Here is a 13,422-nt window from a genome sequence, read left to right on the forward strand (position 1 = left end):
TCAGCCTCGGCGCAGGATCGATCGGATCGGGGCGATCACCTGCTCGGGCGGGGTGTCCGGCAGCGGTACCGACCGGTAGCCGCGTACCGCCAGGACGACCGTGTCGCCGTCGACCACCCGGGCGTCGAACCCACCGGTCCCGTCCGGTGCGACGACGGCCAGCAGTCCGGCCCGTTCGGCCGGCGCGGCGCCGAGCCGCAGCGTGTCGAGGTGCCGCGGCAGGGCCAGCCGGCCCTCATGGCCGGCTTCGACCAGCCCGGCCGTCTGGAAGCAGAGCTCCAGCAGCCGGGCGGCGGTCAGCGTCGGCTCGCCGGTCGCCGCCGGCAGGTCGGCGGCGTACCGGGCGGCCGCGCCGTCGCCGACCGGCCAGGCCGCCTCGACCACCTGGTAGGCGGGGCCGTGGAAGTAGAGCCGATAGACGTCGGCCGGGGTGAGTGTCGCGGCGTCACCGGGTTCCGGTACCGCGGCCGGCGCCTGCTCCGCGTCCGGCGGCTCGGCGGCCAGCCGGATCGTGCCGGTGAAGTGGACGGTGCGCTGTGGCCGGTCGGCGCCGGGCAAGGTGCGTTCGGTGGTCAGCCGGCACTCGGCGGCCAGCCCGGCGCCGTCCGGGCGCACCAGCGCGGTGACGGTCAGCGTGCGCGGCTCGTCCCGGTGGAACTTGACCGGGGCCAGGAAGTCCACGTCGGCCGCGCCGGTGACGTGCGCGCCGGGCACCAGCAGCCGGGCGGCCTCGGCGAACGCCTCGATGCCCATCACGCCGGGCAGCACCGGCACGCCGTCGATCCGGTGGTGGTCCAGGAACGGCACCTGGACCGGGTCCAGGGTGCTTTCCACGACCAGGCCGTCGTGGAGGCCGAACCGGGCCACCCGGCCGGCGAACGCACCACCGGACGGCCAGGCGGCCGGGTCGACGCCGCCGCTGTCGTGCGGCTCACCGGCGAGGGCACCGAGCGCGCCGGCGACGAGCACCTCGCGGTCGGGCACGCCGGTGGCCAGCTCGCGCCGGATCCAGGCGACGCCGGCCTCGGCCGGCAGCATCTCCACCCCGGCCTGCGCCATCATCGCCGGGATCGAGCCGCGGGTGGCCATGCCGATGTCGCCCCAGGCGGTCCAGTCGACAGCGCACACCCGGGTGTCCGGCCGGGTCCGCCGCAGACTGCTGAGGATCTTGCATTGCAGGTCGTTGGCGGCGCTGTAGTCGGTCTGCCCGGCGTTGCCGAACCGGCCGGCGATCGAGCTGAACGCGATCACGGTGCCCAGCGGCACCCCGTCCAGGGCGCGCAGCACGGCGTGCAGGCCGTCCGCCTTGACGCCGAGGACCAGGCCGAACTCGTTCGGCTCCTTGTCCGGGAGCAGGTGGCTGATCTCCACTCCGGCCGCGTGCAGCAGCACGTCGACGCGGTCGTGCTGCTCGCGGACCGCGGTCAGGGCCCGCCGGACGGCGTCCGGGTCGGTCAGGTCGACCTGGTGGTAGTGGGCGGTGCCGCCGGCCCGCTCGATCGCCTGGATCGCGGTCAGCGCCGCCTGCCGGCGTTCCAGGTGGGCCAGTTCGCGTTCGATCCGGGCCGGGGTGGGCCGGTCGCCGTGCTCGCGCATCCGGGCGGCCAGTTCGGTCTTGAGAGCGTCGCGGTTCTCGGTGTACCGGCGCAGGTCCGCGTCGGCCGGGTCGGGTTCCGGGGTCAGGTCGAGCAGGTGGAAGGTGCCCCGGCAGGCGGCGGCCAGGTCGGCGGTGATCGCCGAGACGATGCTGCCGGCCGCCCCGGTGATCACGAAGACCTGGTCCGGGCCGAGCGCGCCGTCGCCCGCCGGGAACGGCCGCTCGGCCAGGCCGACACCCCAGCGGTGCCCGTCCGCGTAGCCGACCTCGACGCAGCCGGGATCGCCGAGCGTCTCCTCGATCAGCCGGGTGGCCAGCGCGGCCGGGTCCGGTCCGGTGCCGAAGTCGACGGCCTTCACCAGAGCGTCCGGCCGTTCCCGCCGGTAGGCCTTGGCGAACCCGGTGACCGCACCGCCGAGCGGGCAGGTCGCCCCGGCCTCGTGATAGCCGTGGTAACCGCCCAGCCGGGTACCGGTGACCAGGAACGGGCTGTGCTCGTAGCAGCGGCGCATGGTGGTGTGCAGGGCACGGACCCGGGTCTGCAGGGCGGCGTGCCAGCCGTCGGCGTCAAGCTGGTCCAGCGGGCCCTCGTCGTCGAGCCCGGCCAGCCAGTACACGCCGTGCACCGGACCGGCGGCGAGGAAGTCGTCCTGGCCGTGATCCGGCTCGCCGGGGCGCAGCATCAGCACCTCGGCGCCGTGCTCGCGCAGCTCGGCGGCGAGCGCCTCGCCGGTACCGGCGCTGTCCGGCATGACCAGGATGCGGGTGCCGCCGTCCAGGACCACGCCGGTCGGCAGGCAGCCGGCCAGCTCGGGGCGCAGTGCCGGGACCGGTACCCGCCGGGTGATCCGGTCGGTCGCCGTCAGGCTGCCGGTGACCGTGGGAGCCGGCGCCAGGTCGCCGGTGGTTGCCGGGGCCGGCAACTCGGCCGGCGCGACCGCCGGCGTGGCGTCGAGCCGCTCCCGGACCCAGCCGATCACGTGGGTGAGGGTCGGGAAGTCACGCAGCCGCAACGCGTCGTCGCGGGCCACCCCGAACCGCTCCCGCACCGCGGCGAACACCTCGGCCTGCTTCACCGTGTCGACACCCAGGTCCGCCTCCAGGTCCAGGTCCAGATCGAGCAGGTCGGACGGATAACCGGTCAGCCGCGACACGATCCCCACCACGGCCTCGGTGATCTCGTCGGGGGCGGCGGTGGTCGTACCGTCGAACGGGCTGACCTCGGCGGGAGGCGGCGCGGCTGCCGCGGCCGCGGCCGCGACCGGGGCGGCGGCCGCGGTCTTCTCCCGGACCCAGCCGATCACGTGGGTGAGGGTCGGGAAGTCACGCAGCCGCAACGCGTCCTCGCGGGCCACCCCGAACCGCTCCCGCACCGCCGCGAACACCTCGGCCTGCTTCACCGTGTCGACACCCAGGTCCGCCTCCAGGTCCAGGTCCAGATCGAGCAGGTCGGACGGATAACCGGTCAGCTGCGACACGATCCCCACCACGGCCTCGGTGATCTCGTCGGACGTGGTGACCGGCTCGACGGGCGCGGCGGGCGGGATCGGGGCGGGTTCCGGAACGGACACCGGGGCCGGCGGCTGCGGCCGGACGACGGCCGGGGCGGCCGCCGGGGCGGTGTCGGCGATCCGCAGCCGGCGTTGGACGACCTCCAGGTCCGTCGCTCCCCCGCTGAGCCCGGCCAGCCAGCGCTGCCAGGCCGCCGGGTCGGTGATCCGGTAGGCGTATCCCAGCTCCCGCGGCGACCGGTGCTGCCCGTCCGCCGGCGGCGTCCAGCGCAGCAGCGACATCGCGATCTGCGAGCCGAACCCGGCGGCCAGGCGCAGCGCGTAGCGCACCGGGTAGGCCCCTCCGGTGGACAGGTTGAGCCGCCCCAGCTCCGGGTCGGGTTCCTTGAAGTTCGGCACCGGCGGAACCAGGCCGGTCTCCAGCGCCTTGATCGCGACGACGTCCTCGATCCCGGCGCCCATCGCGTGCCCGGTGAAGCCCTTGGTGTTCGTGATGACCACCGCGTCGGCGTCGGCGCCGAACACCCGGCGCAGCGCGTTGATCTCGGCGGCCGCGCTGCCGCCGCGGGCCGGCGTGTACGTCTCGTGCGAGACGAACGCGGTGGCCGGCGCGATCGCGTGCCGGTCCACCCCGCGCGCCTCGGCCTGGCGGATCAGCTGCTCCATGACCTGGCCGATGTGGTCGACGTCGAGCCGGGTGCCGTGGAAGGCGCTGTTCGCGGTGACCGCGCCGAGCACCTCGCAGATCGGTTGCAGGCCACGCTCGCGGGCCGCGGCGGCGGACTCGACCACGAACGCGGCAGCGCCCATCCCGACGATCATGCCGTGCCGGCGCCTGTCGAACGGCATCGCGGCCTCCTCCACCACGTCGTCGGTGGCGGCCGCGCCGGAGGCCAGGAAGCCGGAACCCAGCCAGGGCAGCAGGGTGTCGGTGGTGGCGTCGTCGGCCGAGATGACCACGACCCGGCGGCACCGGCCGGCCCGGATCCAGTCCTCGGCCAGCGCGACCGCCTGGGTGGTGCTGGCGCAGGCCGCGTTGATCTGGGTGTTCGGCCCGCGCGCCCCGATGATCTCGGCGAACTGCGCGTGGCCCATCGACAGGATGCGGAACAGGAAGCGCCGGTCGAAGGTGTATCCGTCGCTGTCCAGCAGGTGGCGCAGCTCGCGGATGCGGCGGTCGGTCTCCGCCGCGGCCGGTTCGTCGCCGCGGATCCGGGCACGCACCGCCTCCAGCGCCGCGAGCTGATCGCGGCGGCTGCGGTCGGTGTAGTACCGCTCCAGGTCCCGGGCGAAGTTGTCCAGCCCCGGGAACGCGGACGCGAAGATCACGCCGGTGTCGTCGCGCAGCGACTCGGGCAGCCCCCAGCGGTCCGGCAGGCGGGTGCCGAGCGTGCTGGTCTTGTAGTGCATGACCAGCGGGATCCCGGCGTCGCGCAGGGCGTCGAAGCCGGCCCCGACGGCCAGCTTGGTGCCCCGGTCCAGGGCTGCTTCGCGGGCCGGGTCGACGCCGAACTCGGTGACGATGTCGACGTGGGCGCCGCGACCGGCGAGTTTGATGACGTCGGCCTCGCTGTCGATCGGGACGAAGGTGGGGTCGCCGGCGGCCGGTTTGACCAGCCGGGTGATGTGCCGGTCCACCATGGCCCGGCGCAGGCCGTGCGGGATGGTGTCGATGAACTGCTGGCCGGCCAGGATCCGGGCGAGGTTCTCGTCGTCGAAGACGCGCGGCACGCCGGGCAGGCCGAGCGCGGCCCCGGTGACCACCACCGGGTCGGTGCCGGCCGGGGCGGGTGTGCCGCCGGCCGGGGAGGTGGCGCCGGAGTAGACACGCAGGCCGCGTTCGATCGCGTCGGCGAAGAGGTGGCCCAGCTCGGTGTAGCGGTCGGTGGTCATGGTGGTCCCTCCGGTGGTGGCCGGGCTGATCTCGGAGGTGGTGGTCGTCGCGACGGCGGCGACCGGGGCGGCGGGCTGGATCTCGCCGAAACCGAGGCCCGCCGCGTAGAGGCCGCAGAGCGCCTGGTTGAACGAGGCGATGTCGCCGGTCTTGGGGTGGTTGGTGTACAGGCTGAGCACGTCGTCGCCGAGCACGTCGGCGGTGAAGCCCTGCAACGCCTTCTTCGGGCCGACCTCGACGAAGATCCGGGCGCCGGCCGCGTACAGGGTGCGCAGGCCGCTGACGAACTGCACCGGGGAGGCGACCTGGCGGCCGAGCAGCTCGACGATCGTCTCGGGGGTCGCCGCGGGCGGGTAGAAGTCGCCGGTCACGTTGGAGACGATCGGCAGGGCCGGCGGGCGCACGTCCAGGCGGCGCAGCACCGCGGTCAGCGGCTCGCTGACCGGGGCCACGATCGCGGTGTGGAAGGCATGGCTGACCGGGATCCGGTCGGCGGACAGCCCGGCGGCCCGGAAGGCGTCGACGGCCCGGTTCACCGCGTCGGTGGCGCCGCCGATCACCGCCTGGCTGGTGCTGTTGAGGTTGGCGATCACCACGTAGCCGTCGGTCGCGGTCACCACTCGTTCGATCTCGTCGAGCGGGGCGGTGACGGCGGCCATCGCGCCGTTGTCGGCCATGGCCAGTCCGGCCATCCCCCGGCCCCGGGCGCTGACCGCCTCCAGGGCGGCGTCGAACGACAGCACGCCGGCGGCGACCAGCGCGCCGTACTCGCCGAGGCTGTGGCCGATCACCAGGTCGGGGCGTACGCCGTAGGCGGCGAGCAGCCGGGTCAGCGCCAGGTCGGTGGCCAGCACCGCGGGCTGGGTGATCTCGGTCTGCATGAGCTGGCGTGCCAGCCGCTGGGTGGTGCCGGCGTCCGGGTGCTCGGCGAACACGTACTCGGACAGCGGCCTGCCGAGCAGCGGGGTCATCACCCGGTCCGCCTCGGCCATCGTCGCGGCCACTATCGGTTCACGTTCGCGCAGCTCGTGCAGCATGTTGACGTACTGGGAACCCTGCCCGGTGTAGAGGAACGCGACCTTTCCCGGCGTGCCGCGCCCCAGGAACACCCCCTGGGCCCGCAACATCTTCCACAGCGGCGCGTTCCCGGTGCGCAGCGCCTGGCTCGCCTTGGCCGCCTTGGCGGCCAGGTCGGCCGCGTCGGCGAAGTCGATGGCGACCCGGACCGCGGCGCCGGCCAGCGCCGGGTCCGGCGGCCGGACCGGCGGGGGGTCACCCGCGGCGGCCCGCTCGCGCAGGGTCTCCAGCTGGGCCAGCACCTCGGTGTCGTCGCGGCCACCGACCACGGCCGCGCCCCGCAGCGGCGCCCGTGGCGCCGTCGGCGTGACCGTGTCCACCCGCCGGGGCAGGTCCGCGCCGGCGAACGAGCGGGCCGCACCTGGGTCGCGGTGCCGGCCGGGCTGGTAGTCCTCGAGGACGGCGTGGAAGTTGGTGCCGCCGAAACCGAACGCGCTCACCCCCGCGTAGCGGACGCCGCCGGCCGGTGCGGGCCACTCCCGCAGTTCGGTGGTGACCCGGAACGGCACGTGGTCCCACTCGACGTTCGGGTTCGGCACGGCGAAGTGCAGGCTGGGTGGCAGCACCTTCTCGTGCAGGCTGAGCACGGCCTTGACCATCCCGGCCGCCCCGGCGGCGGCCTTCAGGTGACCGATGTTGCTCTTCACCGAGCCGAGCGCGATGCTGCCGGGTGCCGCGCCCGCCTTGCCGAACACGTCGGTGAGGCTGGCCAGTTCGGTCGCGTCGCCGACCCGGGTGGAGGTGCCGTGCGCCTCCACGCAGGTGGCCAGGGCCGGATCGATCCCGGCCACCTGCCAGGCCCGCTCCACGGCGAGCCGCTGGCCCACCGGGTTGGGCGCGGTGATCCCCTTGCCGCGCCCGTCGCTGGCGCCGCCGACGCCGAGCAGCACCGCGTAGATCCGGTCGCCGTCGCGTTCGGCGTCGGCGAGGCGGCGCAGCACGAACAGCGCCGCGCCCTCGCCCATCACGAAGCCGTCCGCGCCGGCGTCGAACGGCCGGGTGCCGGTCGCCGACAGGGCGCCGATCTTGCAGAATTTGACGAACGCGCCGACATTCATGTTGCGGTCCACACCGCCGGTGACCACCGCGTCGGCCTCGCCGGACTGCAGGGCGTGCAGGGCCGCGGACATCGCGGCCAGCCCGGAGGCGCAGGCCGCGTCGGTGGTGAAGTTCGGGCCGCGCAGGTCGAAGAGGTTGGCGACCCGGCCGGCGATGATGTTGGTCAGCTCGCCGGGCATGGTGTCCTCGGTGATCTCCGGCAGGCCGGCCAGCAGCGGCTCGCGGACCTCGGCCAGCAACCGGTCGCGGGCCGCCGGTGGCAGGGCAGCGAACGACGGCGCGGCCCGCAGCGCCTGCTCGACCTCGGCGTACTGCACCCGCAGCAGGGTGCGGTAGTGCTTGTCGCCGCCGAGGGCGTTGCCGATGATGACGGCGGTCCGGTCCGGGTCGACCCGCCAGTCCGGCCAGCCGGCGTCGAGCAGCGCGGCCCGGGCCGCGGCCACCGACCAGCGCTGACCCTCGTCCATCTGGGCGCCGACAGCGGGCGGCACCGGCAGGCGCCAGGCGAGCGGGTTCCAGTCGTAGTCGCGGACCCAGCCGCCGATGCGCGAGTAGGTGCGATCCGGGGCGCGCGGGTCCGGGTCGTAGTAGAGGTCGGGATTCCAGCGTTCCGGCGGTACGTCGCTGATCGAGTACCGGCCGGTGGTGAGGTTGCGCCAGAACGCGGTGGCGTCCGGGGCGTCCGGCATGATCGCGCCGATGCCGACGACGGCGACGGGCGGCGGGGTGGTGCTCATGAGGGGGTCTCCTGGGTGGGTGCCCGGCCGTAGACCGCGTCGGCGATCCGGTCGAGGTCGGCGATCAGGCCGGCCTGCACGGCGCGGACCCGGTCGAGGGGCAGGGTGGCGGCCAGAGCGGTGGAGCCGGCGCCGACGATCCAGCGCAGGCCCTCCTCGGCCACCTTCAGCGCCGCTTCGCGGGCGAAGACCCGGCTGATCGCGGCGAGGGCGTCCGGCGTGAAGCGGCGGTCCGCCTTGGGTGCGGGGGTGCCGGCGGCGCGCCGGGCCAGGGCCGCTGCGCTCTCGGCGTACGCGATCAGCTCACCGAGCCGCAGCAGGATGTGCTGGTGGCGGGTCAGCCGACCGGCCCGGCACGCCTCCATCAGCTCGGCCAGGCAGTCCAGCGCGAGGGCCGCGGCTGGGGCACCGCACGCGTCGGGCAGGCCGGCCAGCTCGCGGGCCGCGTCCCGGTAGTACTCGCCGCGGGTCTTGAGGTGCTGCTGCCAGCGGTCCCGGGCGATGGTCATCTCCAGGATCTCCGAGGTGCCCTCGTAGATCGTGGTGATCCGGACGTCGCGTTTGATCTTCTCGACCAGGTACGGGCGGGTGTAGCCGTAGCCGCCGTGCGCCTGGATCGCCGCCTCGGCCGCGGCGTTGCCGGACTCGGTGGCCAGGTACTTCGCGATCGCGCCGGCGGTGTTCAGCGCTTCCGCCGGGCTGTCGCCGGCGTCGATCAGCGCCGCGGTCTGCTCCAGGAACGCGCGGGCCGCCTCCAGCCGGACCACGTGCGGCACGATCAGCTTGTGGGTGTAGCCCTGTTTGGCGGCCAGCAGCGTGCCGCCCTGCACCCGCTGCTGGGAGTAGCCGATCGCCCGCTCCAGCGCGGCCCAGCCGCCGCCGAGGCCGAACGCCGCGACCATCACCCGGGTGTAGCCGAACACCTGTTGCGCCTGCTGCAGGCCGCGGCCCTCGACCCGGCCGACCAGGTGCTCGGCCGGGACCTCGACGTCGTCGAGGAAGAGTGCCGCGGTGTTGGACAGCCGGATGCCGTGCTTGTCCTCCGGCGGCGCGGCGGTGAACCCGGGCGTGCCCTTCTCCACCACGAACCAGGACGGGCCACCGGGGGCGAGGGCGAGCACGGTGGTGACGTCGGCGATCGACCCGTTGCTGATCCACTGTTTGCGCCCGGTGAGCCGGTACGCGGTGACCCGCCCGCCGTTCTCGACCGGGGTGGCCGTGGTGGTCAGCGCCCCGAGGTCGCTGCCGGCCTCCGGCTCGGTGGCGCCGTAGGCGAACATGGTGCCCTGCTCGGCGATCCGGCCCAGCCACTCCTTGCGCTGCTCGGGCGTGGCACCGACCAGGATCGGGTCGCTGCCCAGGAAGGTGGCGAACACCCCGGTGGCCACGCCGATGTCGACCCGGGCGAGGCGCTCACAGACCCGGTACGCGTCGAAGGCGCCACCGCCGAGCCCGCCGTACTCCTCCGGGACGAAGACCAGGTGCACGCCGAGGTCGTCGCCGCACATGGCGCGCAGCACGTCCTCCGGGCAGACGTCCTCGTGGTCGAGTTCGAGCAGGCGGCTGTCCGGCAGTGCTCCGGCGGCGAAGTCGTCCAGTGCGGACAGCATCATCGCCAGCGTGTCCGGGTCGAGCCCGGTGGTCCGGGTGCTCATCGGGTGGCCCCTTCCGGGTCGTCGGGGATGGCACGGACGGAACGCAGCAGGACGCCGGCGACGTCGGTCACCGTCACGCCCTCGGCGGCACGCTGCGCCACGCCGTCGGCCAGCATGTCGATGCAGTAGGGGCAGGCGGCCGCCACCACGTCCGCGCCGGTGGCCAGCAGCTCGTCGGTGCGGGCCTCGTTGATCCGGGTGCCGAGCGGCTCCTCCAGCCACATCCGGGCGCCGCCGGCCCCGCAGCAGAAGGACCGCTCGCGGGTCCGGTCCGGCTCGGTCAGGCGCACCCCGGCGACGCTGCCCAGGATGTCCCGCGGGGGTGCGAAGATCCGGTTGTGCCGGCCCAGGTAGCACGGGTCGTGGTAGGTCACGGTGGCCTGCACCGGGGTGACCGGGGTGAGCCGGCCCTCGGCGAGCAGCCGGGACAGCAGCTGGGTGTGGTGCACCACCTCGAAGGTGCCCCCCAGCTGCGGATACTCGTTGGCCAGGCTGTTGAAGCAGTGCGCGCAGGTCGTCACGATCTTCCGGACGCCGGCCGCGGTGAGCGTCGCCACGTTCTGCCGGGCCAGCTCCTGGAAGAGCAGCTCGTTGCCGAGCCGCCGGGCCGGATCGCCGGTGCAGGTCTCCCCCGAGCCGAGCACGGCGTACCCGACACCGGCGGTGTGCAGCAGCTCGGCGACCGCCTGGCTGGTCCGCACGGCACGCTCGTCGAAGGCGCCGGCGCAGCCGACCCAGAACAGGTATTCGGCGTCGTCGGGCAGCGCCTCGCCGTCGCCCAGGACCCGCACCGGGAAGTCCAGCTTGGCGGTCCAGTCCAGGCGGTTGGCGGCGCCGCGGCCCCAGGGGTCGCCGGCGTGCTCCAGGTTGCGCAGCAGCACCGCCGCCTCGCGCGGGAAGCTGGCCTCCATCACCACCTGGTAGCGGCGCATGTCGACGATGTGGTCGACGTGCTCGATGTCGACCGGGCACTGCTCGACGCAGGCCCCGCAGGTCGTGCACGACCACAGCACGTCCGGGGTGATCACGCCGCCCTCGGCGACCAGCGGTCGCTGGGCCTCGGCCGCCGCGAGCGCGTCCACCCCCGCGTGATCGTCGCCGGCCAGCAGGTAGGGCGCCTTGGCCAGGGCGTGGTCCCGCAAGCTCATGATCAGCAGCTTGGGCGAGAGCGGCTTGCCGGTGTTCCACGCCGGGCACTGGGACTGGCAGCGGCCGCACTCGGTGCAGCTGGCGAAGTCCAGCATGCCCTTCCAGGTGAAGTCCTCGATCGCGCCGCGGCCGATCACGTCGTCCTCGCCCGGATCGTCGAAGTCGACGAGCTTGCCACCGGAGCGCACCGGTTGCAGGGCGCCCAGCGCCCGCGGCCGGCGGGAGAACGCCACGTTGGGCGCGGCGGTGAAGATGTGCAGGTGCTTGGAGTGCACCACGATGACCAGGAAGGTCAGCACCACGCCGAGCGCGAGCAGCAGCCCCGCCGTCTCGATCACGTCGTTCGCGGTGGTGCCCAGCGGCGCGAGCACCCGGGCGACGACTTCAGAGGCGAAGGCGCCATCGGCGTACGGAAAATTGCCGGTGTTGATCTGTGCCCCGCGGTACAGCAGCAGGGTCCACACCACGTTGAAGATCATGAAGAGGATCAGCCATGCGCCGCCCAGGTGCGAGCCGAAGAACCGGGAGCGGGTGCCCTCGCGGGCCGGCAGGTGTCGCAGCCGGATGGCGGCGAAGACCAGCACGGCGAGCAGGACCGCGACGGCGAACAGGTCCTCGAGGAAGCCCAGCCACGGCTGGGTGCCGATCCACGGGAGGTGGAAGTCCCGGTCGACCAGCGCGCCGTAACCCTCGATCAGGGTGAGCCCGAGGATCAGGAAACCCCAGAAGGTGAGCAGGTGCGCGGTCCCCGGCACCGTCCACTTGAGCAGTTTGCGCTGGCCGAGCACCTCGGTGAGCTCCGCGCGCACCCGCGCGGCCACTCCCCTGGTGCGGCCGGGCTCAGCCGGCTGCCCGGCCCGGCCGAGCCGGTACAGCATCAGCAGCCGCCGCCCGGCCAGGCCGGACGCGACGACGGTGAGGAGCAGTCCGAGGATCACCCGCACGGCCATCATGGCGGCTCATCCACGCCGCTGCTGGATCTCGGCGATCAGCGCCGGGACGATGGTGTGCAGGTCACCGACCACCCCGAAGTCGGCGATCTCGAAGATCGGCGCCTTCGGGTCCTTGTTGATCGCCACGATGGTGTGCGAGCCCTGCATGCCGGCGCGGTGCTGGATCGCACCGGAGATCCCGCCGGCCAGGTAGAGCTGCGGGGTGACCGTCTTGCCGGTCTGCCCGACCTGCAGCTCGTGCGGGCACCAGCCCAGGTCGGTGGCGGCCCGGGACGCGCCGACGGCGCCGCCGAGCGTGTCGGCCAGCCGCTCCAACAGGGCGAATCCGTCCGCCGAGCCGACACCGCGGCCACCGGCGACGACCACCGTGGCGTCGGTCAACTCGGGGCGCCCGCTGGCCACCTTGGGCCGGCGCGACACCAGGCGGGGGGCCGGCGCCGGCGCGGCGGCCGGCTGCGGAACCGGCACCACCCGCGGCTCGACCGGCATCTCCTGCGGGGACACCGTGTTCGGCCGGACCGTGACCACCGGAGTTCCCCGGCACACCTGGCTGTCCACCAGCCAGGCACCGGCGAACACCGCCTGGGTGACGACCGGGCCGTCCGGACCGGCGGTGACGTCGACCGCGCCGGTGATCAGGCCGGCGTCCAGCCGGACGGCCAGCCGCGCGGCGATCTCGCTGCCCGCCGGGCCGGCGGTGATCAGCACGGCGGCGGGTGCGGTGCGACCGGCCAGCTCGGCCAGGGCCGTCACCGGTTCGGGCACCGGGTGCACCGTCGCGGCGCCGTACCGGCCCAGGACGGCGACCAGCGCGGGGTCGGCGTCTCCGGTGATCACCGCGGCTGGTTCGCCCAGGCGGCGGGCCAGGGTCAGCAGTTCCAGAGCCGGCTTGCGGACGTCGGCGCCGTCGTGTTCGACGAGGACCAAGACTGTACTCACCGTGCCCCTCCCTCGGGGTCGTGGTTCACAGCAGCTTGTTCGCGGCCAGGAAGTCGGCCAACTGGACGGCCGCGTCGCCCTCGTCGGTGATGACGGTGCCCGCCTCGCGGGCCGGCCGGGGGCGTACCGCCCGGACCACTGTGGCGGCGCCGATCCGCTCCGGCGCGATCCCGAGGTCGGCCAGCGACCAGGTGACGACCGGCTTCTTCTTGGCGGCGACGATGTTGCGGAACGACGGCAGCCGCACGTCGCCGGACCGGTCGGTGATCGACAGCAGCGCGGGCAGCGGCGCGGTCAGCTCCTCGGTGGCCACGTCGGTGTCGCGCCGCGCGGTGACCGCCGAGCCGTCCGTGCTCAGCTCGGCGGCGAGGGTCACCGCCGGCACGCCGAGCCGGTCGGCGACCATCGCGGGGACCACCGACATCTCCGCGTCGGTCGACGCCATGCCGCAGAGCACCAGGTCGAACCCGGCCTGCCGCAGCGCGGTGGCGAGTACCAGCGAGGTGGCGACGGCGTCCGCGCCGTGCAGCGCGTCGTCGAGGACGTGGACGGCGTCGTCGCCGCCCATGGCGAGGGCCTTGCGCAGGCCGTCGGCGGCCCGGGCCGGGCCCATCGTCAGGTAGCGGACGTGCGCGCCGGGAACCGTCTCGGCGATCCGGAGCGCCTGTTCGACGGCGTACTCGTCCAGCTCGGACAGGCGGCCCTCGACGTTCTGCCGGTCGAGCGTGTGGTCGTCGGCGAAGCTCCACGTGGCGGTGGGCTCGGGAACGTACTTGACCAGGACTACGATCTTCATGGGATTCCCCTGTGGATGCGGTAGTGCCTCAACTACGCACCGTAGAAACAATCGT

General features: G+C 74.1%; 5 protein-coding genes and 1 pseudogene. All 6 read right to left on the reverse strand.

Features of this window, described 5'->3' with window-relative positions:
- The 6 genes and pseudogenes from Actob_RS24310 to Actob_RS24330 all read right to left on the reverse strand — a co-directional run bounded on the left by Actob_RS24310 (position 1) and on the right by Actob_RS24330 (position 13,367).
- On the reverse strand, positions 1-6,129 hold the full coding sequence (locus tag Actob_RS24310; RefSeq protein ID WP_407653716.1) for an SDR family NAD(P)-dependent oxidoreductase: 6,129 nt from the start codon (positions 6,127-6,129) through the stop codon (positions 1-3).
- Between the two features lie 384 nt (positions 6,130-6,513).
- Positions 6,514-7,875, reverse strand: a pseudogene (locus Actob_RS44100) (beta-ketoacyl [acyl carrier protein] synthase domain-containing protein); the annotation flags it as partial.
- Entirely contained in the window at positions 7,872-9,530 is a 1,659-nt protein-coding gene (locus Actob_RS24315) for an acyl-CoA dehydrogenase family protein (RefSeq protein ID WP_284914112.1), read from the reverse strand. The pseudogene Actob_RS44100 and the gene Actob_RS24315, both read right to left, overlap by 4 nt.
- Positions 9,527-11,629 carry a (Fe-S)-binding protein gene (locus Actob_RS24320; protein ID WP_284922378.1) on the reverse strand — a complete coding sequence of 701 codons (2,103 nt, stop codon included), beginning with the start codon at positions 11,627-11,629 and terminating at the stop codon, positions 9,527-9,529. The genes Actob_RS24315 and Actob_RS24320 overlap by 4 nt, the downstream gene beginning before the upstream one ends.
- 9 nt (positions 11,630-11,638) lie before the next feature.
- Positions 11,639-12,571: an electron transfer flavoprotein subunit alpha/FixB family protein gene (locus tag Actob_RS24325; RefSeq protein ID WP_284914113.1), complete on the reverse strand. Its 933-nt coding sequence runs from the start codon at positions 12,569-12,571 to the stop codon at positions 11,639-11,641.
- Positions 12,572-12,596: 25 nt separating this feature from the next.
- On the reverse strand, positions 12,597-13,367 hold the full coding sequence (locus Actob_RS24330; protein ID WP_284914114.1) for an electron transfer flavoprotein subunit beta/FixA family protein: 771 nt from the start codon (positions 13,365-13,367) through the stop codon (positions 12,597-12,599).
- Between the last annotated feature and the right edge of the window lie 55 nt (positions 13,368-13,422).

The organism is Actinoplanes oblitus, from assembly GCF_030252345.1.
In the GTDB taxonomy this organism is placed as follows: Bacteria; Actinomycetota; Actinomycetes; order Mycobacteriales; family Micromonosporaceae; genus Actinoplanes; species Actinoplanes oblitus.

Coding starts and splice junctions, on each gene's coding strand:
- Actob_RS24315 (WP_284914112.1), bottom strand. CDS start 9,530: ATGAGCACCCGGACCACCGGGCTCGACCCGGACACGCTGGCGATGATG.
- Actob_RS24310 (WP_407653716.1), bottom strand. CDS start 6,129: ATGTTGCGGGCCCAGGGGGTGTTCCTGGGGCGCGGCACGCCGGGAAAG.
- Actob_RS24320 (WP_284922378.1), bottom strand. CDS start 11,629: ATGGCCGTGCGGGTGATCCTCGGACTGCTCCTCACCGTCGTCGCGTCC.
- Actob_RS24330 (WP_284914114.1), bottom strand. CDS start 13,367: ATGAAGATCGTAGTCCTGGTCAAGTACGTTCCCGAGCCCACCGCCACG.